The organism is Arthrobacter sp. SLBN-53 (assembly GCF_006715585.1).
Lineage (GTDB): Bacteria > Actinomycetota > Actinomycetes > Mycobacteriales > Mycobacteriaceae > Mycobacterium > Mycobacterium neoaurum_A.
Genome location: NZ_VFNN01000001.1, coordinates 4,842,861 through 4,864,058 on the forward strand (window position 1 = coordinate 4,842,861; position 21,198 = coordinate 4,864,058).

A 21,198-nucleotide genomic window follows, 5' to 3' on the forward strand; every position below is an offset into this window, starting at 1 on the left:
GCCCCGGTGCTCACACAGCACCGGGGCATGTCCCGTTTCTGGCGAAAGAATGTGACCAGCAAGCGCTTTCCGTATGCTGACGGCTGTGAGCCCCGCTGGGCGGACCCGCTCGGCGCACAGCAATGAGGAGTGCCGCTTTGTCCTCGGTGGCCGAAAAATACGAAACGACCATCCGGCTGGACGAGCTGGTGTCCGGCGTTCCGCATCCCTTGACCGTCGCCGGGGTCGACTTGGTTCTGGTCCGCCGCGCCGACGATACGGTGTCGGCGCTTTACGGGCGCTGCGCCCATCGCGGCGTCCGCCTCGCCGATGGTCATGTCGAGGGTGCGGACCTGGTCTGCGGTGTGCACGGTTGGCGCTACGACCTGGACTCCGGGGTGTCGCCGGTGAACAATTCGGTGGCCCTGGCCACCTTCGACACCACCGTGCGCGACGGGTACGTCGCGATCGATCTGGCTGCGGTGCGGGCCCATGCGTCGCGCCATCCCCACCTGCAGGGCGGTGGGTACCAGGAGGAATTCTCCGATGTGGCACCGACATCCGAGGAGCCCTACGTCACCGATATCCGGGAACTGGCCGAGCACGGGTTGTCGCGGCTGGGGATGCATGGCGCAACGGGTGCAATGGGGGTACCGCGTTCGGAGCTGCCGTCGTGGGACAGCATCCAGTTCGTCACCGCACAGCTCGCGCGCCCCCGCTGCTCGACGGTGAGGCGGTGGACACCGGTGTGGTCATCGGGCCGACGGCTGCCAAGCCGCTCGCCCTCGACATCCCGCTGTTCGTCACCGACATGAGCTTCGGGGCCTTGTCACAGGAGGCCAAGGTCGCCCTGGCATCCGGTGCTGAACTCGCAGGAACCGGAATCTGTTCCGGTGAGGGCGGCATGCTCCCGGAGGAGCAGCAGGCCAACTCCAGATACTTCTACGAGCTTGCCTCCGGCCGGTTCGGGTGGAGTTTCGAGCGGCTCGACGTCGTGCAGGCTTTTCACTTCAAGGGCGGCCAGGCGGCGAAAACCGGTACCGGCGGCCACCTCTCGGGAAAGAAGGTGGTGGGCAAGATTGCCGAGGTGCGCGGCCTTGCCCCGGGGACGGATGCCATTTCACCCGCCAGATTCCCGGACTGGACGACGGTCGGCCAGTACGCCGACTTCGCCGCCGAGGTCCGCGCCCGATCCGGGGGCATCCCGATCGGCTACAAGATGAGCGCCCAGCGCATCGAGGAAGATATCGACGCCGCCCTGGAGATCGGGGTGGACTACCTGATCATCGACGGGCGCGGCGGCGGTACGGGTGCGGCGCCGCTGATCTTTCGGGAGAACATCTCGGTGCCGACCATCCCCGCTCTGGCGCGGGCGCGCCGACACCTCGATCGCTGCGGCAAGTCAGGCCAGGTGACACTGGTGGCGACGGGCGGCATCAGGACGGCCGCCGACATGGCCAAGGCGATGGCGCTGGGTGCGGATGCCATCGCGCTGGCCAACTCGGCGCTGCAGGCGATCGGATGCGTCGGCATGCGGGCCTGCGGCAGCAACAACTGTCCGGTCGGGATCGCCACCCAGCAGCAACACCTGCGTGATCGGCTCGACGTCCAGCAGGCGGCGCACCGACTGGCCCGGTTCCTGCAGGCATCGGTCGATCTGATGTCGGTGCTGGCCAGGGCCTGCGGCCACCGAAGGCTGGCAGACTTCGACATCGCCGATCTGGTGACCTTCGACCGGGACATGGCGTACCTGAGCGGGGTGCCCTATGCCGGAGTGATGCCGCTGTGAGCGACCGATAGCCCGCCCCGGCTACGGGTGGGCCGCGTGTCGGTGCCCGAGGGGCATACGGCAACATGGGTCGCCGCAGAGAGGAGCGCCGATGTCGACGGCAGTGCGCCGAACAGACCTACCCGGCGGCTTGCGGGTGGTCACCGAGCACCTCCCGTCGGTGCACTCGGCGTCGGTGGGTGTATGGGTCGGTGTCGGTTCGCGCGACGAAGGCGCCACTGTCGCCGGTGCGGCGCATTTCCTGGAGCATCTGCTGTTCAAGTCCACGCCGACCCGGTCGGCGGTGCAGATAGCCCAGGCCGTCGACGCGGTGGGCGGTGAACTCAACGCTTTCACGGCGCGCGAACACACCTGCTACTACGCCCATGTGCTCGATTCCGATGTGGAATTGGCGGTCGATCTGGTGGCGGATGTGGTCCTGCGGGGTCGCTGCGCCGCCGAGGACGTCGAGGTGGAACGCGATGTCGTGCTCGAGGAGATCGCGATGCGCGATGATGACCCCGAGGACACGCTGGGGGATGTGTTCCTGTCGGCCATGTTCGGCAATCACCCGGTCGGCAGGCCGGTGATCGGCACCGTCGATTCGATCTCGGCCATGACGCGCACACAGCTGCACTCGTTCCACATGCGGCGCTACACACCGGAACGGATGGTGCTGGCGGTGGCCGGCAACGTCGACCACGACCACATCGTCGGACTGGCCAAGGAGTACTTCGGTCCGCGACTGTCGCGCGGTCGTGCTCCGGCCCCGCACCGTAAAGGCGCCGGCCGGGTTCCGGGAACCCCGTCGCTGGAACTGGTCAGCCGCGATGCCGAGCAGAGTCACGTGTTGGCGGGCGTGCGCAGCCCGGGCCGCTACTGGGAACACCGCTGGGCACTTTCGGTGCTGAACACCGCGATCGGCGGCGGATTGAGCTCGCGACTCTTCCAGGAGATCAGGGAGCGTCGCGGGCTGGCATATTCGGTGTATTCCAGTGTGGACACGTTCTCCGACGCCGGCGCCTTCTCTATGTACGCGGCCTGTTTGCCGGAACGGTTCGACGAGGTGGTGCGATTGGCCACCGACGTGCTCGCCGACGTGGCGCGTGACGGCATCACCTCCTCGGAGTGTGCGATCGCCAAGGGCTCGCTGCGCGGCGGTCTCGTGCTGGGCCTGGAGGATTCGAGTTCCCGGATGCACCGGATCGGGCGCAGCGAACTGAACTTCGGGGCGCACCGCAGCATCGCCCAAACCCTCGAGCAGATCGACGCTGTCACCCTCGAGGAGGTCAACGCCGTCGCGCGTCGATTGCTGTCGAAGCCTCTCGGTGCGGCGGTGCTCGGTCCGTACAAATCCAAAAGGTCCTTACCGCAGCGCCTTCGAGATATCGCGGGGTAGTGGGTTACAGTCGGGTGATGCGCCTGTCACGACGCGAGCTGTTGATCGGCGGTCTGACGCTGGTGGCGGTGGGGTCGGTTGCCGGTTGTGCGGACGATACCGCGCTGGCTGCCCCGGCGACCGCACTGCCCGAGCGGATCCGCGATCTGGAGGCTCGGCACAATGCCTTCATCGGGGTGTTCGGGATGAACCTGGACTCCGGGATGTCCGTTCGGCACCGCGCCGGAGAATCGTTCGCGATGTGCTCCACATTCAAGGCCTATGCGGCGGCTGCGGTATTGCGGAGGGTGGCCGACGGCGAATTGTCCTTGGAGAAGCCTGTTTTCGTTGATCCAGCGGGGATCCTCCCGAATTCGCCGGTGACCGAGGAACGTGCAGGCGGCCAGATGACGCTGGCCGAACTGTGCCAGGCCGCGCTGCAACGCAGCGACAACCTGGCTGCCAACCTGCTGCTCGCCACACTCGGCGGCCCGCGCGCTATCACCGATTTCGCGCGCAGCATCGGTGATGACACCACTCGGTTGGACCGCTGGGAGACCGATCTGAACTCGGCGATCCCCGGCGATCCGCGCGATACCAGTACCCCCGAGGCGCTTGGTATGGGGTATCGGAACCTGTTGGCGGGTGACGCTTTACCGCCCGTGCAACGCGATCTCCTCGATGGATGGATGCGCGCCAACCAGACGTCGAGCATGCGCGCGGGTCTGCCGCCGGACTGGACGACGGCGGACAAGACCGGCAGTGGCGATTACGCCACGACCAATGACGTGGGTATCGCCTACGGGCCCGGTGGTACGCGCGTGCTGCTGTCGATCATGACCCGCACCCAATCCGCCGATCCCGATGCCGAGGGGCTGCGGCCGGTGATCGGTGAGGTCGCCGCGCTGGTGCTACCGGACCTGCTCGCCTGACGCGCAGCCGTCCTCGGTTCACCCAAGCACTGCCGTGGGGTCGGTGAACGGCAGGTCGAGATCGCTGGCCACCTGCTCGGAGAGCAGCGCGCCCTCATGGGTGGACAGGCCCTTCGCCAGTGACGGGTCGGCGCGGCAGGCCTCGCGCCAGCCCTTGTCGGCCAGCTTGAGCACGTAGGGCATGGTGGCGTTGGTCAGCGCATACGTCGATGTCCGTGGCACGGCGCCGGGCATGTTGGCCACGCAGTAGAAGACGGTGTCGTGGACGGCGAAGGTCGGGTCGTCGTGGGTGGTGGGGCGCGAATCCTCGAAACAACCACCCTGGTCGATGGCGATATCGACGAGAACCGCGCCGGTCTTCATCTGCGCGACCGTCGAATTGGTGACCAGTTTCGGCGCTTTGGCGCCGGGCACCAGCACGGCACCGATGACCAGGTCTGCCTGCTTGACCGCGTCTTCGAGATCCAGGCTGGACGAGTAGCGGGTCTCGATCGCCCCGCCGTACTCGGCGTCGATCTTGCGCAGGGTGTTGATGTTGAGATCGAACACGGTGACGTGGGCACCCATGCCCCATGCCACCGCGGCCGCGTTGTCACCGGCCATGCCGCCACCGATGACGACGACCCGAGCGGGGGCGACGCCGGGGACCCCGCCCATCAGCACACCGCGACCACCCTGGGTGCGCATCAGGTGGTACGCGCCGACCTGTGCGGCCAGTCGTCCGGCAACCTCGCTCATGGGGGCGAGCAGGGGGAGAGCCACCGATCCGTCCGATCCGGTGGTCTGCACGGTCTCGTACGCGATCGCGGTGGTGCCGGAGGCCATCAGCGCATCCGTGCACGGCTTGGACGCAGCCAGGTGCAGGTAGGTGAACAGCGTTTGGCCCTGTCGCAGCCGCGCGTACTCGGCTTCGATGGGTTCTTTGACCTTGAGGAGCAGATCTGCGTCGGCCCACACCTTTTCGGCGCTCTCGACGATCTCGGCACCGGCGGCCTTGAAGTCGTTGTCGGTGATGGCCGAGCCTGCGCCCGCGCCGGCCTGGATGATGACGTCGTGACCACGCTTGGTCAGCTCGGCCACCCCGGCGGGCGTGATGGCGACGCGGTATTCGTTGTTCTTGATCTCGGTCGGGATGCCGACGAGCATGCTCGCTCCTAAAGTCTTGGATGTACCAGCAAGTGTGAATAAACATCGACAGACGCACAATCTTTATGTCGATAATTCGCTAAGATCGCGCCATGGCAGAACGATCATCAACCCGCGGTCCGCGGTTGGCGCCTGGGCCGAAAGATGTTCGACCCTCCGATCTCGACGATATCGACCGGCGAATGTTGCTCGCCCTGCACGCGGATGCGCGGATGTCCAACAGCGCGTTGGCCGAGGCGGTGGGGATTGCGCCGTCGACATGTCACGGTCGGCTGCGTCGTCTTCAGGACATCGGGGTGATCCGTGGGTTCTACACCGATATCAACCCGGCGGCGGTCGGGCTGACGCTCCAGGCGATGATCTCGGTGAGCCTGCAATCCAATGCGCGCGGGCGCATTCGGGATTTCATCGCCCAGATCCGACAACGCCCGCAGGTGATGGACGTCTACTTCCTGGGCGGCGGTGACGATTTCATCCTGCATGTCGCGGCGCGCGATACCGAGGACCTGCGTGCGTTCGTGGTGGAGAACCTCAATGCCGACGGCGATGTGGCCGCCACCCAGACGTCCCTGATCTTCGAGCACCTACGGGGAGCGTCGCCCTTGTGACCGTCGATGACGACCTGGCCACGCTGTACGGGGTGCCGCCGCCGGAATTCACCGCGCTGCGAAGCCGATTGGCAACGCAGGCGAGGGAACGCGGCGATACCGAGGCGGCCCGCACGATCGGTGCGGCCCGCCGGCCCACCCAGGCCGCCTGGGTGGTCAACGCGTTGATGCGTGCGGATCCCGCGGCCGCTGACCGGCTGGCCGAACTACGTGCGCAGCTGCAGGCTGCGCACGCCGCCATGGACGGTGCGCGTATCCGCGAGTTGACCACCGCGCAACGCCGAGTGGTCGCAGACCTCACCAGGGCCGGCCTCGCGGCAGCGCGGGTGGACTCGCCGACGCCCGCTCTGCGTGCCGATATCACCAACACGCTGCAGGCGGCGATCGCCGATCCGGGCGTACACGCCAGGCTCGGCCGGCTGGAGAAAGCCGAGGAGTGGTCGGGGTTCGGTGATTTCGGGGTATCGGTGGCCGTCGGGACCCGGCGGCCCGACTCGACTGCGCCGGCCCCGCCCGCCCGGCGCACTCCCGATACCGGTGAGCGTCGGCGTCTCCTGTCCGAGCAGCGTGCCGCGGCCGCAGCGGCACTCGCGCAGTCGCAGAAGGCCGATGCGGTCGCCGCCGGCGCGGTCGCGGAACGGCAGGCCGCACTCGTCGCCGCGCGGCAACGCCTTGAGCGGGCTCGTGAGTCGCTGGCGGCCGCCGAACACGATGTCGATATCGCCGATGCCGACCTTGCGGACGCCCGGCGCGCACACGATGTCTCGAAATCCGATCTGGAGCGCGATGCCGCGGCGCTGGCCGCCGCCGATTCCGCGCTCGATGCCCTGGCCTGGCCTGACCTGACCTGACTTGGCCGCGGCCCGCTACACGGCGCTGGGCGCGACCAGTTCCGGGTGGAACGTACTCACCATCCGTCGGATTCCGTCGCGCCAATCCACCGATGTCCCGCCCGCGATCTCGTGCATCTTGGTCGTATCGGTCGGGCCGGTGGGAAGGGCCTGATCGCTGACCTCGAAAACCGGCTCCCGACCGATGAGCTCCCCGATATAGGTGCACCATTCCTGCAAGCCGACCGTTTGGTCACCGCACCAGTTCACCGTGGTCGCCGGGACCGTCGCGGCCGCCAGCATCCGGGGCAGCATGGCGATGATGTCGTCCTGGTGGATCGGGTTGTAGCGAGCCGGCCCTCCCGGTGGCACCGGTAGCGGGATACCCGCCAGCATCATCTCCATCTGATAGAACGGCCAGCCGCCGTTGTCGCCGTAGGGGACGTTGAGCCGCGCGATCACCGTCGGTAATCCCAACGCGCGCGCCATCGTCCGCGCCACCACCTCGCCGGCGATCTTGGAGATCGAATAGGTCGGGAAGAGGGGCTTGTGGTTGTCGCCCAATGCCGCTGACTCGGTGCGTGGTTCCTCGCCGGGCGGGTCGTACACGGCCGCCGACGAGCAGTGCAGAAATGCCGTGGCGTCGGCGCAGTGCGCCATCAGCAGACCCACCGACTCCGCATTCGCCGCCAGGTCCTTGTCCCAGCGGCCGCTCTTGGCGACGCCAAGATTCAGCACGTAATCGAAATCCGAGGGCAGGCGGGAGAAGTCGCCGGCGGCAAGGTTCACCTGTTCACAGTGAATACCCGCCAGCTCCAGACGCTCCCGCGCGGCGGGATCGGTGAATCGGGCGATACCCCAGACTTCGTTGTCGGCCGCCAACGACATCGCGATGGGGGCTGCTACCTGTCCGGTCGGGCCGGTGATGAGGATCTTGTGACCACGCATGGCCGGATGCTACTCGGCGCGCAGTGCCAATCCGTTGCCTTCGGCGTTGGTCAGCGTCAACCGATCGGCCTCGACGATCGCCGTCACCTCACCGGTGAGCACATCGAGCACCGATCGCTCGATCTCGCCGACCTCGCCGGGGCAGGGCGGACCACTGGTGTTGATCGGCCCGAAGGTGATGACGCCGGCCACGGCTGTGGCGCGACCATAGAAGGTGTTACACCCTGTCCAACCGACCACGGTGTCGTCATCACGAACGGTCAACCCGGGTTTGGCCTGTTCCAGGGCCGCCGATGTCATCGCCGCGTCGCCCGAGATCAGGGTGTCCACCCGCCAACTGGTGCCGACGACCGGCCGGTCGGGATCGAGGACAGACTTGTCACGCAGGGTCACCGTCGTGGCGGCGGTGGTCAGGGTGAGATCGTCACCGGTCAACGTCCACCCGGGTCGGGCCTGCAGCAGACGTGTCATCCAGGCATCGGCCTCGGAGAAGGGTGGCGGGCAGGCCATCATGGTGGTCGCGAGTTCACCGGTACTCAGGTGCCCGCCGGACAGGTCGGCGGTGGCCGATCCACGGTTGCATCCGGCGAAGGCCGAGATATGGCCGTCGCGGAACTCCAGCGTCAGCGGCCCGCCACCGGGGATCGGTTCGCCGACGATACCGACAGATACGAAGGTCCGCCCCTCTGGCGTGGGGTCTTGCGCATCGGCCACGCCGCCGCAGCCTGCGAGAGCCGCGACCGCCAGGGGGAGCCACGCGATGCGCATGTGCCCACGGTACCGACCGGCGCGCGCAGTAGGCTGCCCCTCATGCGAGTCGCAGTGTTGGGTGCCCACGGCAAGGTCGGCGCCACCATGGTCGAGGCCGTCCGGGATGCCGCCGATCTGGAGCTCTCCGCCGAGGTGGACGCCGGGGATGCGTTGAGCCTGCTGACCGAGAGCGGCACCGAGGTCGTCATCGATTTCACCCATCCCGATGTGGTGATGGACAACCTGAAGTTCATCATCGACAACGGTATTCACGCGGTGGTGGGTACCACCGGATTCACCGAGGAGCGCATCGCCACCGTGCGCGGGTGGCTGGCCGACGCGCCCGGATCTGCCGTCCTGATCGCCCCGAACTTTGCCATCGGCGCCGTGCTGAGCATGCACTTCGCCAAGCTGGCGGCCCGCCACTTCGAGTCGGTCGAAGTCATCGAACTGCATCACCCGCACAAGGCCGATGCGCCTTCGGGTACCGCCACCCGCACCGCAGCGCTGATCGCCGAGGCGCGAAAGGGTCTGCCGCCCAGCCCCGATGCCACCAGCACCGGACTGGAGGGTGCGCGCGGCGCCGATGTAGACGGTGTCCGGGTGCATTCGGTCCGGCTGGCCGGGTTGATCGCCCACCAAGAGGTGCTGTTCGGCACGCAGGGGGAGACCTTGACCATTCGTCACGACAGCCTGGACCGCACCTCCTTCGTGCCCGGTGTCCTGCTCGGCGTGCGTCAGGTCGCCGGACGTCCTGGCCTGACCATCGGGATTGAGCCTCTGCTCGACCTGTCATGAACAACGACGGTGGGCGTGCCCTGCGAATCCAGGTGTTGATCGGATTCATGTGCATCGCGCTGCTGGTCTACTTCGTCATGTTGGGCCGAACGGCGTTGGCACTCATCGCTTCCGGTGAGGCGGCGCCCATCGGGCTTGGCGTGGCGCTGCTGGTGTTACCGCTGATCGGGTTGTGGGCCATGGTGGCCACGCTGCGTGCCGGATTGGCTCATCAGCGTTTGGTGCGGCTGGCCCGCGAGTCCGGAATGGACCTCGACGTGAGTGATCTTCCGCGCCGGGCCTCGGGTCGCATCGAACGCGACGCCGCCGACGCGTTGTTCGAGCGGACCCGTGCGGAGCTGGAAGCCGACCGTGACAACTGGGTTCGTTGGTATCGGCTGGCTCGCGCCTACGATTTTGCCGGGGACCGGGGCCGGGCCAGGGAGACGATGCGCACCGCCGTCGAGATGGAGCGCGACGCGCGGTGAGGCTGCTGATCGTGCATCACACCCCGAGCCCGCACTGTCAGGCCATGTTCGAGGCGGTGCTGGCCGGCGCCACCGATCCCGAGATCGAGGGTGTTGAGGTGGTGCGGCGGCCGGCCCTGACGGTGTCGGCGGCCGAGATGCTCACCGCGGACGGCTATCTGCTGGGTTCGCCGGTGAACCTCGGCTACATCTCCGGTGCGCTCAAACATGCCTTCGACCAGAGCTACTACCAACTGCTCGACAGCACCCGCGGTCGCCCGTTCGGACTGTTTATGCACGGCAACGAGGGCACCGAGGGTGCGGTGCGCGCGGTCGACGGCATCACATCCGGCCTGGGCTGGCAGAAGGCAGCCGAACATGTGGTGGTCTCCGGCGCGCCCGGCAAGGCCGATCTGCAGGCCTGCTGGAATCTCGGCGCGACGATTGCGGCCGGCTTGATGGACGCGCCCTGAAGGGGCCGCCCGGCCCGCCACCGTCGTGACTTTGTTCCCAAGCCGCGGACCTCCGACCGGCGGGATGGCACACTGACCGCGACGTCGAGTCAACAACGGAGGGGCTATGCCGGGAATCGCCGAGATCGCGTTGGGCGCCGCACCGATCGCCGGTGGCGCACTGCTGGGCCTGGCGGCCGGCGCCTTCAAAGGTCCGGACATCCGCGGCAACATCAAGGCCGATATGGAACTGCTGGAGAAGATCCCCCAGGATCAGGTCGAACGGCGCGCGGCGTTACAACGGTCCATCGACATCCGCATCGACGATATCGTCGGCGCCGTCGAGAAGCAGCGCGAGATCCGGCAAATGGCCGCCTCCTACGAGGGCAACTGGCGCGATATCGTGGTGTTCGTCTGCACCGTGCTGTTCGCCATCGTGTGGTGGAACGTCAGCCACGACCGCACCAACTGGCTGGTCATGTTCGTGCTGCTGATCGTCCTGTCGGTCGTCGCCGCGATCTATGCCTCACGCGGAATCTTTCGCGCGTTCGCGACGTACCTGCACGACCGTCGCACGACCCCGTAGCTCAGCCGAGCGTGCGCCCGAACACCGCGCTCATCGCCTCCCAGTGCCGCGCCGCCGCCGCAGCATCGTATGGGGCATTGTCCGGCACCGCGAAACCATGTGCCGCGGAATAGAATTCGATTGTGTGCTCGACACCGGCTGCCGTCAACGCCTGTTCAAGGGTTCGGGCCTGCGTCGCGGTGAACGACGCGTCATCCTGCGCCCCGCCCACATAGACGACAGCCTGAATGGCGCCGGCCAGCAGGTGCGGGCTGTCGGGTTGGTCGGTGGCAAGCCCGCCACCGTGGAAAGACATCGCCGCCGCCACCCGCTCGGGTACCCGCCCCGCGATGATCAGCGATGTGCGCCCACCCATGCAGTAGCCGGTGGTACCGAAACGTTCGCCGCGCACGTCGGGGCGGGCGCCCAGATAGTCGAAGAAGGCTGCCGCATCGGCGACCATCACGTCGGGGGTCACGCTCTTGATCATCCCGAACAGCCGCCTGCGTTCGGCCTCGTCGCCGAAGACCGTGGCCATGTCGAACGGCGCCCAGCCGGCCTCGCGGTAGTAGACATCGGGCACCAGCACCACGTAGCCGTACCCGGCGAGCTGGGCGGCCATCTCGTCGAAGGTTCTGCGTGCGCCGCCGGCGTCGGGGTACATCACGACGGCAGGCCAGGGGCCGTCGCCGTCCGGGGTGGCCACGGTGACCCGGCAGGAACCGTCCGCAGTGGTGATGGTGTCCGTGGTGGTGGGCATGGTTTCAGTTCTACCCGACATCGGGGTCGGGTCCGAGCGTGCCGGGTGGGTGCGACGTAAGCTGGCCCGGTGGCCCCGGTTGACACCCCGTACGAGGATCTACTGCGTCTGGTGATGGAGCAGGGCACCCCGAAATCCGACCGCACCGGCACCGGTACCCGCAGCGTGTTCGGACACCAGCTGCGCTATGACCTGAATGCCGGATTCCCGCTGATCACCACCAAGAAGGTGCACACCAAGTCGATCGTCTACGAGTTGCTGTGGTTTCTGCGCGGTGATTCCAACGTGCGGTGGCTGCAAGAACACGGAGTCACGATCTGGGACGAATGGGCCTCGGAGACAGGCGATCTCGGACCGGTCTACGGTGTGCAATGGCGATCCTGGCCGACCCCGTCCGGCGAGCACATCGACCAGATCTCGGCGGCGCTGGAACTGCTCAAGAGTGACCCCGACTCCCGACGCAACATCGTCTCGGCATGGAATGTCGGGGAGATCCCGCAGATGGCGCTGCCGCCGTGTCATGCGTTCTTCCAGTTTTATGTCGCCGACGGCCGACTGTCCTGTCAGCTGTACCAGCGCAGCGCCGACCTGTTCCTCGGTGTGCCGTTCAACATCGCCAGTTACGCCCTGCTGACCCACATGATGGCCGCGCAGGCCGGCCTGGGTGTCGGTGAGTTCATCTGGACCGGCGGTGACTGCCACATCTACGACAACCACGTCGAGCAGGTGACGTTGCAGCTGTCGCGGGATCCGCGGCCCTACCCGGAACTCATTCTGGCCCCGCGTGATTCGATCTTCGACTACACCTATGAGGATATCGCCATCGTGAACTACGACCCGCATCCGGGGATCAAGGCCCCGGTGGCGGTGTGAAGCTGATCTGGGCCCAGTCGACCTCCGGTGTCATCGGACGGGCCAACGGCATCCCGTGGCGGCTGCCCGAGGACCAGGCGCGCTTCAAGGAGCTGACGCTGGGGCAGACCGTCGTCATGGGCAGGTTGACGTGGGAGTCGCTGCCCGCGGCGGTGCGTCCGCTGCCGGGACGTCGCAACATCGTGGTGTCCCGTGACCCGGACTATCGGGCAGAAGGTGCCGAGGTGGTCACCGAACTCCCTGCCGATATCGACGGCTGGGTGATCGGTGGCGCGCAGCTCTACGGCCAGGCGATGACGTCTGCGGATCGTTGCGAGGTCACCGAGATCGAGATCGACCTGGTGCGCGATGACGAGGACGCGGTTGCCCCGGTGCTCGACGAGACGTGGACCGGCACCGTCGGAGACTGGCTGACCAGTAGTTCGGGGTTGCGGTACCGATTCTCCAGCTACGTGCGCTGACGAGCTTGTCGGTGCGTGCGGCACGGGCTTGTCGGTGCCATGCGGCACGATGACCACGTGGCGACCCTGACCCCAGCACAGGCCCGCCGGCTCGCCGTGGCCGCACAGGGATTCCATGAACCAAAACCGCGCGGTCCCGTCACCCGTGCGCACCTCAAACGGTTGGTCGCGCGCACGCAGGTGCTGCAACTGGACTCGGTGTCGGTCTCGGTGCGTGCGCACTACGCGCCGGTGTTCAGCCGGCTGGGCCCCTATGACCGGGACGTGCTCGACCGCGCCGCATGGAGTCACAGCGCCAGGTCCCCACGACTGCTGACCGAGTATTGGGCACACGAAGCGGCCCTGATGTCGGTGGAGGACTGGCCGCTGATGCGCTGGCGGATGCGGGAGTTCGAGCACGGCCGCTGGGGTAGCGAGATCGTCAAGAGGAATGGCCGGCTCGCCGAGGACGTCATCGCCGCGATCACCGAGCTCGGGCCATCGACCGCCGGCCAGATCGAGGCCCATCTGCAGACCGAACCGCGCGGCCGTAAGGGTCCGTGGTGGGACCGCAGCGACACCAAGTGGGTGGCCGAGGCGCTGTGGTCGGCAGGTGTGCTCACCACGGCGACGCGGATCGGGTTCGCCCGCCACTACGACCTGACCGAACGGGTGTTGCCGCCGGAGGTGCTGGCCCGGGAGGTCTCCGACTCCGAGGCGGTGCGGGAGTTGATGCTGCGGGCGGCCGGCGCGCTCGGTATCGGCACCGAACCGGATCTGCGTGACTACTTCCGGCTGAGCCCGAAGCTGAGCAAGCCCGCGCTGGCCGCGCTGGTGGCCGACGGCGAATTGGAGGCCGTCGAGGTCGACGGGTGGGGCGCGCAGGCCTACCTGTTGCCGGGCCGGACGATCCCGCGCCGAGATCGCGGGACGGCGCTGTTGTGTCCGTTCGACCCCTTGATCTTCTTCCGCCCGCGGGTACAGCGCTTGTTCGACGGATTCCACTACCGCATCGAGATCTACACCCCGGCCCCCAAGCGTCAGTTCGGGTACTACGTGTGGCCGTTTCTGCTGGACGGGCAACTGGTCGGCCGTGTCGACCTCAAGCGCGCCGACGGCGCCCTGCACGTTCTGGGTGCGTTCACCGAGGACGGGCACGATCGCGGGCACGTCGCCGCCGCCATGGCGCCGGAGCTGACGTCGATGGCGCACTGGCTGGGGCTCGATGACGTCGCCGTGGGGCATCGCGGCGAACTGTGTGGACCGCTGCGCGCAGCATTGCGGACCGCTGGTTGACCGCACAGAGGTGACGCGGGCGTCGTCAAAAGGCACACTGTTACGAATGTCCGGGCGGGACCGACAGTGGTGGCAACGCAACGATCAATTCCACTGGTTCAGCGCCTATCTGCAGGAACGTGACCTCGCGCTGCAGTGGCGGCTGGCCACCTTCACCTTCACGGTGCTGTTTGCGTCGGTACCGGTGCTGATGATGGGCAGCCCGCTCGGTCCCAGCTCGAACGCGACCCGCACGCTGGCCGTCCTGGTATCGGCCCTGGCTGTCGCGGCGGGATCGGTATGGCTGCTCGGCTGGCCCAGCCGCGGGCGTTCGTTGGCGTACCACGCGATCTGCAGCGGCTCCATCGCATTGGGTTGCCTGACGCTTTCCGGTCCCTATGGCGGCCTCATGGGTTGTGCGATGTTCGCCGCGATCGGCGGCATGCTCGCCTACTTCCACGCGCTCATCCATGTGTTGGCCAATTTCGTCGTCGCCGCGACGTGCGTCGCCGTCACGGCGTGGCGTCTACACGCTGACACCGGCGACACCGCTCTGGTCGTCGCATCGGTCCTGGTGGTGCTCGGTCTCAACCTCGGTGTGCCGTTTGGCATCCACGCGCTGGTGCATTCATTGCATTCCGATCTGAGGCTGGCCGACCATGACCCGTTGACGGGGCTGGCGAATCGACGATCCTTCTACAACGCCGTGCATGAACTCGTCCTGTCCCGCGCCGGTATGTCCAGCCCGTTCAACGTCACGATGATCGATATCGATGACTTCAAGAAACTGAACGACACCCGCGGGCACGCTGCCGGGGACGCGGCGCTGGTGGGTATCGGTGCCGTGCTGCAACGGCTCTGCGCGCCGGGCGCCCTCGTGGCGCGCATCGGCGGTGAAGAGTTCGTGGTCGCCGATATCGCTCCGAAGGAGCAGCACGCGGCCTCGGCCGAGAGCATCCGGCACGGCATCTCGGCGCAGCCGGGGCAGCTCACCGCGAGCCTGGGCTGTTGCACCGCGACGCTGGCGGCCGATGCCGCGTTCCCGGCGTTCTTGGACGAAATGATCGCGATCGCCGATGCCGCGATGTATCGGTCCAAGCGGGCAGGAGGTGACCAGGTGCAGTATGTGGAACTGGCCGATGACGGTGACGCTCTCTCCACCTCACCGTGACCTTAAGGATCCCTTATTTTTCTTATTTTTGGTGTACGGTGATCGGAGAAGCCCAGGGACGGCGAAAGGATCCGAACATGCACGACACCCAGATTGCCTTGGTGACCGGCGCGTCCCGAGGTATCGGTGCCGAGGTCGCCCACCAATTGGCGCACCCGGGTACCCGTGTCATCAATGCTCCCGACATCGCCGACGAGACGGCCGCGGAGTCGGTGATCGCCGATATCCGGCATCGGTTCGGGCGGCTGGACACCTTGATCCTGAACGCTCCCGGCGTTCTGGAACACGACGCCCGCGCAGCGATGCGGGTCAACCGTGATGCTCAGCGCCGGATCGTGGAACTGGCCATGCCGCTGATGCCGATCGGTGGACGAGTCGTGTTCGTCACGAGCCACCAGGCGCACTTCTATCCCCACAAGGCGGTCCCCAAGGGCTATGCCCCGATCGCGGCCAGCATGCGCGCGGGGGAGACGGCCATGTACGGCATGCGTTACGAATTCAACCGGCGCGGAATCCATTTCACCGTCGTCTCGGGCAACATGATCGACGGCGCGTACTTCGCGCCGCCGCCATCGGCTGACGGTTTTGCCGCTGCGGTCGCCGGTGCGGCGCAGTCGGAGTACCACCCCGGCATCGTCTACGTCGGCGGCGGTTCGCAGTATCTCTGCTCGGCCTAGTGGGCGCCGTGCAACACCGTTCTGCGTCGTCCCTAACCCAGTGGAATGTCGTTGCCGCCCTTTGACTCCTGATACTGCTGTGACAGCTGGGCGTAACGATCGGTGATACGACTCTGCTGGGCGCGCAGCTCGGGTTCGGTGCCGATCAGCTCGTCGATGCTGACCGCGGTCCAGAACGCATTGCGGCGACGGTAGCCACCGGGCTCCAAGCCGAACACCTCGGACAGGATCTGAAGATCGTGCGGGATGGCGAAGCTGTCACGGGAGTCCTCGTGGCTGAAGAAATAGTAGAAGTTGTCGAAACCCGCCCACGTGATGGCCGACATGCACATGGTGCACGGTTCGTGGGTCGACAGGAACACCAGATCCGCGGTCGGAGGCCGGTCGGGCAGCTCGTAGAACTGGTTGAGCGTGTGCACCTCGCCGTGCCACAGCGGATTGGTCAGTTCGGCGTTGGTGCCGGCGACCACCAGCGACAGATCGGACTTGCGCAAGATGGCGGCGCCGAAGACCTTGTTACCCGTCGCCACCCCGGCCGATGTGAGCGGCAGCACATCGGACTCGATCACATCGAGCAAGCGGCGGGCGAGTGCGGTCGCTGAAGCCATGTCGAACACTAAACCGAAACCGCCCGACCCGCCCGCGCTGCAAAATCGGGTCGACCGAGCGGGTAATCTGACGCCCGTGACCACCAGTGGAATTGATGTCAGCGCACGTTTGGGCACCGTGCTGACTGCCATGGTGACGCCGTTCGGCCCGGACGGCTCGCTTGATCTGGCGACCGCCAAGAAGGTAGCCACCCACCTGGTCGACACCGGTTGCGATGGTCTGGTGGTCTCCGGGACCACCGGCGAGTCGCCGACCACCACCGATGACGAGAAGATCGCGCTGCTGGAGGCCGTGCTGGACGCCGTCGGCGACCGAGCGCGCATCATCGCCGGAGCCGGCACCTATGACACCGCGCACAGCGTGGGCCTGGCCAAAGCCAGTGCGGCCGCCGGCGCGCACGGCCTGCTGGTGGTGACCCCTTACTACTCCCGCCCGTCGCAGCGCGGGGTCGAGGCGCACTTCACCGCTGTCGCCGACGCGACCGAGCTGCCGGTGGTGCTCTATGACATCCCGCCCCGCTCGATCATCCCGATCGACTGGCACACCCTGCACAACCTGTCAGCTCACCCCAACATCGTCGCGGTCAAGGATGCCAAGGGGGATCTGCACGGGGCGGCACGGTTGATGGCTGACACCGGCATCGCGTACTACTCCGGAGACGACTCGCTGAACCTGCCCTGGCTGGCGGTGGGCGCGGTCGGCTTTATCAGCGTCTGGGGCCATGTGGCCGCCGGTCAGCTGCGCGACATGCTGGTCGCGTTCAACTCCGGCGATGTCGCCACGGCTCGCAAGATCAACACCACGCTGGCGCCGCTGAACGACGCACAGAACCGGTTGGGTGGCGTGACGATGTCCAAGGAAGCGTTGCGGTTGATCGGCCTCGATGCGGGTGAGCCCCGGTTGCCCCAGGTGCCGGCAGAGCAATCCGAGATCGATCTCCTGGCCGCCGATATGCGCGCCGCCGGCGTCTTGCGATGAAGGGCATCTTGCGATGAACACTGTCGCCGGCGGACCGGCTCCCACGACTCAGCCCGCGCTGACCGCGCCGGGGCCGTTGGCGCCGGGTGGACTGCGCATCACGGCGCTGGGCGGTATCGGCGAAATCGGCCGCAACATGACCGTTTTCGAGCATCTCGGACGGTTGCTCATCATCGACTGCGGTGTGCTGTTCCCCAACCACGACGAGCCCGGCGTCGACCTGATCCTGCCGGATCTGCGCCACGTCGAGAATCGCCTCGACGATGTCGAGGCGCTGGTGCTCACGCACGCCCATGAGGATCACATCGGCGCGATCCCGCATCTGCTGAAGTTGCGCGGCGATATCCCGGTCGTCGGCTCGAAGTTCACGCTGGCATTGGTGGTCGAGAAGTGCCGCGAGCATCGCATCAAGCCCAAGATCATCGAAGTAGCCGAGGGGCAGCGCAGCACTCACGGGGTGTTCGAATGCCAGTACTTCGCGGTCAACCACTCGATCCCGGATGCGCTGGCCATCGCCGTGCACACCGGCGCGGGCACCATCCTGCACACCGGCGATATCAAACTCGACCAGCTCCCGCCGGACGGGCGGCCCACCGATCTGCCCGGCATGTCGCGGCTCGGGGATGCCGGTGTCGATTTGTTCTTGTGTGACTCGACCAATGCCGAGCATCCCGGAGTGAGCCCGTCGGAGAGCGAGGTCGGCCCCACTCTGCACCGGCTGATCCGTGGCGCCGATGGCCGCGTGATCGTGGCCTGCTTCGCCTCCAACGTCGATCGTGTCCAGCAGATCATCGACGCCGCAGTCGCGTTGGGCCGGCGGGTGTCCTTCGTGGGGCGCTCCATGGTGCGCAACATGGGCATCGCCCGCGAGCTCGGCTTCCTACGGGTGGCCGATGAGGACATCCTCGATATCGCGGCCGCCGAGATGATGCCGCCCGAACGGGTCGTGCTCATCACCACGGGCACCCAGGGTGAGCCGATGGCCGCGCTGTCGCGGATGTCGCGCGGCGAGCACCGCAGTATCACCCTGACCGCCGGTGACCTGGTCATCCTGTCCTCGTCGCTGATCCCCGGCAACGAGGAGGCGGTATTCGGCGTCATCGATGCGCTGGCCAAGGTGGGGACCCGGGTGGTCACCAATGCGCAAGCGCGGGTACATGTTTCGGGGCACGCCTACGCCGGTGAGCTCCTGTTCCTCTACAACGGCGTGCGTCCGCGCAATGTGATGCCGGTGCACGGAACCTGGCGGCACCTGCGGGCCAATGCCGCGTTGGCGGTGAGCACCGGGGTGCCTGCCGAGAACGTCATGTTGGCCGAGAACGGGGTGAGCGTCGACCTGGTCAACGGTGTCGCCTCCATCGCGGGCGCGGTGCCGGTGGGCAAGCGGTTCGTCGACGGTCTGGTCACCGGTGACGTGGGGGAGTCGACCCTCGGCGAAAGGCTGACCCTGTCAGCGGGTTTCGTCGCCGTCACGGTGGTGGTGCGTCGCGGCACCGGGCGCGCCGCCGGACCCGCGCACCTGCACTCGCGGGGTTTCTCCGAGGATCCCAAGGCGCTCGATCCGGTCGCCGAGAAGGTGGCCCAGGAGTTGGAGCGGCTCGCCGGTGATCAGGTGACCGATCCCGTTCGCATCGCTCAGGCGGTGCGGCGCACCGTCGGCAAGTGGGTGGGGGAGACCTACCGCCGCCAGCCGATGATCGTGCCGACCGTCATCGAGATCTAGTCGCTGCGCACGGCCAGCGCCGTCCATTCGATCGGCGATGCGCTCAGGGGCCGGCCGGTGGGGCGGATGTAGATGTCGCGGTAGTAACTCGGACCGGCCTGCTCGATCAGCCGCCAGCCGTGGCCGCGCAGCATCTCCTCCAGGTTTTCGGGGGAGAAGCCGGATTTCCACAATCGTGGGACGAACCGGCGGTACACCGCGTCGCTCTCATATCTCTCGGTGCCGTCGACGAAATCGGCGCGGACGTAGCTGAAGACCAGTCGGCTGCCGGCTGTCGCCTGGCGGAGTTGTTCGAACAACTCGTGTACCGCAGCTGGGGACAGATACTGGGTGAGCCCTTCGGCGATGTAGAGCGTGCGGCCGGTATCGCGAAAACCATTGGTGTGCAGCGCGTTCATCAACGGCTCACGTTCGAGGTCCACACCGACGAGGTGCACCGAGGTAGGCACCGAGCCGAGCGCGCGGACGACCGTTGTTCTCTTGCGGTCGATGTTCGTCTGCTGATCGACCTCGAATACCGGAAGATCGCTGTAGCGGGCGATCCGATACGGCCGGGTGTCCAGACCGGATCCGAGGATGACGACGGCGTCGGTCTCGCTGGCCGGATCGGACACCTTGTCATCGATATAGCGCTTGCGACAGGCGATCCCGGCCCAAAGCCCCGGTCCGGACCGGTCCGATGCCGCGATCAGGGCACGGCGCAGCCAGCCCGCGCGTGCCATCCCGGCCAGGGCCCGAGAGCCCCGCGGCAGAAAGCAAGCAGCCAGATCATCGTCGATCAGCCGGCGTTGCGGAGGCTCCAGCGCCTCGATGGCCGACAGCAACATCGGTCCGATCGCGGTGCGGGCGGCCGGATTCGACGGCACTAGCGCTTGTTCACGAATCCGGCGTCCAGTGGCAGCGTGACACCGGTGACGTACCGGGCGGCATCGGATACCAGCCAGAGCACCGCATTGGCGATGTCGTCGACGTCGAGGGTCTGCACCGGCAGGGCGTTGGACATATCCGGTCCGCGCTGTTCCTGCTGGGCCATGCCCTGCAACCAACTGCGGATGAAGTCGTTGTCGATCATGGGAGTGTCGACACCGGCCGGATGAATCGAGTTGACCCGGATATTGAACTGTGCCAACACGTTCGCATAGACCCGCATCAATCCGACGATGCCGTGCTTGGCGGCGGCGTAGCCGATGGATCCGGCCAGCGGCGAGCCGATGCCGACCAACCCCGCCACCGAGGACGTCAGCACGATCGACCCGCCGTTGCCGAATTTGACCATGGGCTTCATTGCCACGTCGACGGTGTTGTACACCCCGGTGAGGTTCACGTCGATCACGTCCTGCCAGGCGTCCTCGCCGGACATGGGGGCGATGCCCGCGTTGGCGATGACGATGTCGAGCCGGTCGCCGAGCGCTTCGGTGCCGGCCCGCAATGCCGACTTCACCGCGTCTCGATCCCGTACATCGGCTTCGGCGGCGTAGATCCGCGCGCCAGCCTCCTCGACGAGCTTGACCGTCGCGGCCAGGTCGTCGGGGGTCGCCATCGGATAAGGCACCGAGGCGATCTGATCGCACAGGTCCACCGCGATGATGTCGGCGCCCTCACCGGCGAGCTTGACCGCGTGCGCCCGGCCCTGGCCGCGCGCTGCGCCGGTGATGAAGGCGACCTTTCCCGATAGTGATCCCATCAGGCCATCTAACCGCGCAGCTGTCCCTTGGCGGGATCACCGGCAACGATCGGTGTCAGCATCTTGATGTCCGGTGCACCGGCGAGGTGGTCACCGATCGCCCCGAACAGCTTCCCGATCGCCGGCGCGGTGCCGTGCTTCTGCAATGCGTCGGCGTCGGCCCATTGTTCGACGAAGACGAAGGTCCCGTCGGCTTCGTGCAGGGAGTACAGCTCGCAGCCCGGCTCGTCGTGCACCTCGGCGATGGCCTCGGTGCATGCCGCGCGAACGGTATCCACGGATTCGGGTTTGGCGGTCATGGTGGCGACGACGACAACGGGCATGGTGCTCCTCAACTCCGAGTGGCTTGCCGACCCACCCTAACTGCGGGTGTGGCGGGGGTCACCGGGGGAGTCCAGACGGTCAGCC

At 66.9% G+C, this 21,198-nt stretch carries 25 protein-coding genes; 17 read left to right on the plus strand and 8 right to left on the minus strand.

What is annotated here, in order from left to right:
- The first annotated feature begins 122 nt into the window (after positions 1-122).
- The 4 genes from FBY28_RS26100 (at position 123) to bla (ending at position 4,057) form a co-directional block, all read left to right on the plus strand.
- The gene (locus FBY28_RS26100) at positions 123-794 is read left to right on the plus strand and encodes a Rieske (2Fe-2S) protein (RefSeq protein ID WP_216847912.1); all 672 of its coding nucleotides are present in this window, start codon (positions 123-125) and stop codon (positions 792-794) included.
- Positions 716-1,768, plus strand: a complete 1,053-nt coding sequence (locus FBY28_RS26105) for an FMN-binding glutamate synthase family protein (RefSeq protein ID WP_216847913.1) — start codon at positions 716-718, stop codon at positions 1,766-1,768. Before FBY28_RS26100 ends, FBY28_RS26105 begins: the two co-directional genes overlap by 79 nt.
- A 91-nt stretch (positions 1,769-1,859) precedes the next feature.
- Positions 1,860-3,146, plus strand: coding sequence for a M16 family metallopeptidase (locus tag FBY28_RS23240; RefSeq protein ID WP_141869564.1), 1,287 nt, complete (start codon positions 1,860-1,862; stop codon positions 3,144-3,146).
- Positions 3,147-3,160: 14 nt separating this feature from the next.
- Positions 3,161-4,057: a class A beta-lactamase gene (gene bla, locus FBY28_RS23245; RefSeq protein WP_141869565.1), complete on the plus strand. Its 897-nt coding sequence runs from the start codon at positions 3,161-3,163 to the stop codon at positions 4,055-4,057.
- Between the two features lie 18 nt (positions 4,058-4,075).
- Here the strand turns inward: bla and ald are convergent, their stop codons facing one another.
- On the minus strand, positions 4,076-5,203 hold the full coding sequence (gene ald, locus FBY28_RS23250) for an alanine dehydrogenase (RefSeq protein ID WP_141869566.1): 1,128 nt from the start codon (positions 5,201-5,203) through the stop codon (positions 4,076-4,078).
- Positions 5,204-5,295: 92 nt separating this feature from the next.
- On the opposite strand from ald, the gene aldR reads away from it, so the two are divergent.
- Together aldR and FBY28_RS23260 are read left to right on the plus strand one after the other, a co-directional pair.
- Positions 5,296-5,811: an HTH-type transcriptional regulator AldR gene (gene aldR, locus FBY28_RS23255; protein WP_023985625.1), complete on the plus strand. Its 516-nt coding sequence runs from the start codon at positions 5,296-5,298 to the stop codon at positions 5,809-5,811.
- Positions 5,808-6,662, plus strand: coding sequence for a hypothetical protein (locus FBY28_RS23260; RefSeq protein WP_216847915.1), 855 nt, complete (start codon positions 5,808-5,810; stop codon positions 6,660-6,662). Before aldR ends, FBY28_RS23260 begins: the two co-directional genes overlap by 4 nt.
- Positions 6,663-6,677: 15 nt before the next feature.
- On the opposite strand, the gene FBY28_RS23265 is transcribed toward FBY28_RS23260, so the two are convergent.
- On the minus strand, positions 6,678-7,589 hold the full coding sequence (locus tag FBY28_RS23265; protein WP_141869567.1) for an NAD-dependent epimerase/dehydratase family protein: 912 nt from the start codon (positions 7,587-7,589) through the stop codon (positions 6,678-6,680).
- Between the two features lie 9 nt (positions 7,590-7,598).
- A complete protein-coding gene (locus tag FBY28_RS23270) occupies positions 7,599-8,357 on the minus strand; it encodes an META domain-containing protein (RefSeq protein WP_141869568.1) in 759 nt (252 codons plus the stop codon).
- A 42-nt stretch (positions 8,358-8,399) separates the two neighbouring features.
- Here FBY28_RS23270 and dapB point away from each other — a divergent pair, with 42 nt between their 5' ends.
- The 4 genes from dapB to FBY28_RS23290 all read left to right on the plus strand — a co-directional run bounded on the left by dapB (position 8,400) and on the right by FBY28_RS23290 (position 10,621).
- On the plus strand, positions 8,400-9,137 hold the full coding sequence (gene dapB, locus FBY28_RS23275) for a 4-hydroxy-tetrahydrodipicolinate reductase (RefSeq protein WP_141869569.1): 738 nt from the start codon (positions 8,400-8,402) through the stop codon (positions 9,135-9,137).
- Entirely contained in the window at positions 9,134-9,604 is a 471-nt protein-coding gene (locus tag FBY28_RS23280; RefSeq protein WP_141869570.1) for a hypothetical protein, read from the plus strand. Before dapB ends, FBY28_RS23280 begins: the two co-directional genes overlap by 4 nt.
- Positions 9,601-10,056 (plus strand): flavodoxin family protein, encoded by a 456-nt coding sequence (locus tag FBY28_RS23285; protein ID WP_286178418.1) that lies wholly within the window; start codon positions 9,601-9,603, stop codon positions 10,054-10,056. Before FBY28_RS23280 ends, FBY28_RS23285 begins: the two co-directional genes overlap by 4 nt.
- Positions 10,057-10,162: 106 nt before the next feature.
- Positions 10,163-10,621 (plus strand): hypothetical protein, encoded by a 459-nt coding sequence (locus FBY28_RS23290; RefSeq protein ID WP_141869571.1) that lies wholly within the window; start codon positions 10,163-10,165, stop codon positions 10,619-10,621.
- A 1-nt stretch (position 10,622) separates the two neighbouring features.
- Here FBY28_RS23290 and FBY28_RS23295 read toward each other — a convergent pair whose 3' ends face one another.
- Positions 10,623-11,360: a dienelactone hydrolase family protein gene (locus FBY28_RS23295; protein WP_141869572.1), complete on the minus strand. Its 738-nt coding sequence runs from the start codon at positions 11,358-11,360 to the stop codon at positions 10,623-10,625.
- 114 nt (positions 11,361-11,474) lie between these two features.
- Between FBY28_RS23295 and FBY28_RS23300 the strand changes: the two genes are divergently transcribed.
- From FBY28_RS23300 to FBY28_RS23320, 5 genes are all read left to right on the plus strand, one after another.
- Positions 11,475-12,233, plus strand: a complete 759-nt coding sequence (locus FBY28_RS23300) for a thymidylate synthase (protein ID WP_353618560.1) — start codon at positions 11,475-11,477, stop codon at positions 12,231-12,233.
- Complete coding sequence (locus tag FBY28_RS23305) at positions 12,230-12,694, plus strand: dihydrofolate reductase (protein ID WP_141869574.1); 465 nt, start codon at positions 12,230-12,232, stop codon at positions 12,692-12,694. Before FBY28_RS23300 ends, FBY28_RS23305 begins: the two co-directional genes overlap by 4 nt.
- Positions 12,695-12,751: 57 nt before the next feature.
- The gene (locus tag FBY28_RS23310; protein WP_141869575.1) at positions 12,752-13,969 is read left to right on the plus strand and encodes a winged helix-turn-helix domain-containing protein; all 1,218 of its coding nucleotides are present in this window, start codon (positions 12,752-12,754) and stop codon (positions 13,967-13,969) included.
- A 46-nt stretch (positions 13,970-14,015) separates the two neighbouring features.
- Positions 14,016-15,119 carry a GGDEF domain-containing protein gene (locus FBY28_RS23315; RefSeq protein WP_141869576.1) on the plus strand — a complete coding sequence of 368 codons (1,104 nt, stop codon included), beginning with the start codon at positions 14,016-14,018 and terminating at the stop codon, positions 15,117-15,119.
- A gap of 77 nt (positions 15,120-15,196) precedes the next feature.
- Positions 15,197-15,796, plus strand: coding sequence for an SDR family oxidoreductase (locus tag FBY28_RS23320; protein ID WP_141869577.1), 600 nt, complete (start codon positions 15,197-15,199; stop codon positions 15,794-15,796).
- Between the two features lie 32 nt (positions 15,797-15,828).
- On the opposite strand, the gene FBY28_RS23325 is transcribed toward FBY28_RS23320, so the two are convergent.
- Positions 15,829-16,404 carry a nucleoside deaminase gene (locus FBY28_RS23325; protein WP_141869578.1) on the minus strand — a complete coding sequence of 192 codons (576 nt, stop codon included), beginning with the start codon at positions 16,402-16,404 and terminating at the stop codon, positions 15,829-15,831.
- 76 nt (positions 16,405-16,480) lie between these two features.
- On the opposite strand from FBY28_RS23325, the gene dapA reads away from it, so the two are divergent.
- Positions 16,481-17,383, plus strand: coding sequence for a 4-hydroxy-tetrahydrodipicolinate synthase (dapA, locus tag FBY28_RS23330; protein ID WP_141869579.1), 903 nt, complete (start codon positions 16,481-16,483; stop codon positions 17,381-17,383).
- 13 nt (positions 17,384-17,396) lie between these two features.
- The gene (locus FBY28_RS23335; RefSeq protein ID WP_141869580.1) at positions 17,397-19,106 is read left to right on the plus strand and encodes a ribonuclease J; all 1,710 of its coding nucleotides are present in this window, start codon (positions 17,397-17,399) and stop codon (positions 19,104-19,106) included.
- Here the strand turns inward: FBY28_RS23335 and FBY28_RS23340 are convergent.
- The 3 genes from FBY28_RS23340 to FBY28_RS23350 are packed head-to-tail and all read right to left on the minus strand — an operon-like array spanning position 19,103 to position 21,113.
- Positions 19,103-19,972 (minus strand): SAM-dependent methyltransferase, encoded by an 870-nt coding sequence (locus FBY28_RS23340; protein ID WP_141869581.1) that lies wholly within the window; start codon positions 19,970-19,972, stop codon positions 19,103-19,105. The two genes, FBY28_RS23335 and FBY28_RS23340, sit on opposite strands and share 4 nt — an antisense overlap.
- Positions 19,972-20,790 carry a mycofactocin-coupled SDR family oxidoreductase gene (locus FBY28_RS23345; RefSeq protein WP_141869582.1) on the minus strand — a complete coding sequence of 273 codons (819 nt, stop codon included), beginning with the start codon at positions 20,788-20,790 and terminating at the stop codon, positions 19,972-19,974. The genes FBY28_RS23340 and FBY28_RS23345 overlap by 1 nt, the downstream gene beginning before the upstream one ends.
- Before the next feature lie 8 nt (positions 20,791-20,798).
- Positions 20,799-21,113 carry a putative quinol monooxygenase gene (locus FBY28_RS23350; protein WP_030135047.1) on the minus strand — a complete coding sequence of 105 codons (315 nt, stop codon included), beginning with the start codon at positions 21,111-21,113 and terminating at the stop codon, positions 20,799-20,801.
- Positions 21,114-21,198: the final 85 nt, after the last annotated feature.

What these genes read in the sequence shown, in the direction of transcription:
- ald (WP_141869566.1), bottom strand. Translation starts at nt 5,203, where the DNA reads ATGCTCGTCGGCATCCCGACCGAGATCAAGAACAACGAATACCGCGTC.
- FBY28_RS23320 (WP_141869577.1), top strand. Translation starts at nt 15,197, where the DNA reads ATGCACGACACCCAGATTGCCTTGGTGACCGGCGCGTCCCGAGGTATC.
- FBY28_RS23270 (WP_141869568.1), bottom strand. Translation starts at nt 8,357, where the DNA reads ATGCGCATCGCGTGGCTCCCCCTGGCGGTCGCGGCTCTCGCAGGCTGC.
- FBY28_RS23335 (WP_141869580.1), top strand. Translation starts at nt 17,397, where the DNA reads ATGAACACTGTCGCCGGCGGACCGGCTCCCACGACTCAGCCCGCGCTG.
- FBY28_RS23290 (WP_141869571.1), top strand. Translation starts at nt 10,163, where the DNA reads ATGCCGGGAATCGCCGAGATCGCGTTGGGCGCCGCACCGATCGCCGGT.
- FBY28_RS23240 (WP_141869564.1), top strand. Translation starts at nt 1,860, where the DNA reads ATGTCGACGGCAGTGCGCCGAACAGACCTACCCGGCGGCTTGCGGGTG.
- FBY28_RS23345 (WP_141869582.1), bottom strand. Translation starts at nt 20,790, where the DNA reads ATGGGATCACTATCGGGAAAGGTCGCCTTCATCACCGGCGCAGCGCGC.
- FBY28_RS23280 (WP_141869570.1), top strand. Translation starts at nt 9,134, where the DNA reads ATGAACAACGACGGTGGGCGTGCCCTGCGAATCCAGGTGTTGATCGGA.
- FBY28_RS23300 (WP_353618560.1), top strand. Translation starts at nt 11,475, where the DNA reads ATGGAGCAGGGCACCCCGAAATCCGACCGCACCGGCACCGGTACCCGC.
- FBY28_RS23350 (WP_030135047.1), bottom strand. Translation starts at nt 21,113, where the DNA reads ATGCCCGTTGTCGTCGTCGCCACCATGACCGCCAAACCCGAATCCGTG.
- dapB (WP_141869569.1), top strand. Translation starts at nt 8,400, where the DNA reads ATGCGAGTCGCAGTGTTGGGTGCCCACGGCAAGGTCGGCGCCACCATG.
- FBY28_RS23315 (WP_141869576.1), top strand. Translation starts at nt 14,016, where the DNA reads ATGTCCGGGCGGGACCGACAGTGGTGGCAACGCAACGATCAATTCCAC.
- FBY28_RS26100 (WP_216847912.1), top strand. Translation starts at nt 123, where the DNA reads ATGAGGAGTGCCGCTTTGTCCTCGGTGGCCGAAAAATACGAAACGACC.
- FBY28_RS23325 (WP_141869578.1), bottom strand. Translation starts at nt 16,404, where the DNA reads ATGGCTTCAGCGACCGCACTCGCCCGCCGCTTGCTCGATGTGATCGAG.
- aldR (WP_023985625.1), top strand. Translation starts at nt 5,296, where the DNA reads ATGGCAGAACGATCATCAACCCGCGGTCCGCGGTTGGCGCCTGGGCCG.
- FBY28_RS23265 (WP_141869567.1), bottom strand. Translation starts at nt 7,589, where the DNA reads ATGCGTGGTCACAAGATCCTCATCACCGGCCCGACCGGACAGGTAGCA.
- FBY28_RS23295 (WP_141869572.1), bottom strand. Translation starts at nt 11,360, where the DNA reads ATGCCCACCACCACGGACACCATCACCACTGCGGACGGTTCCTGCCGG.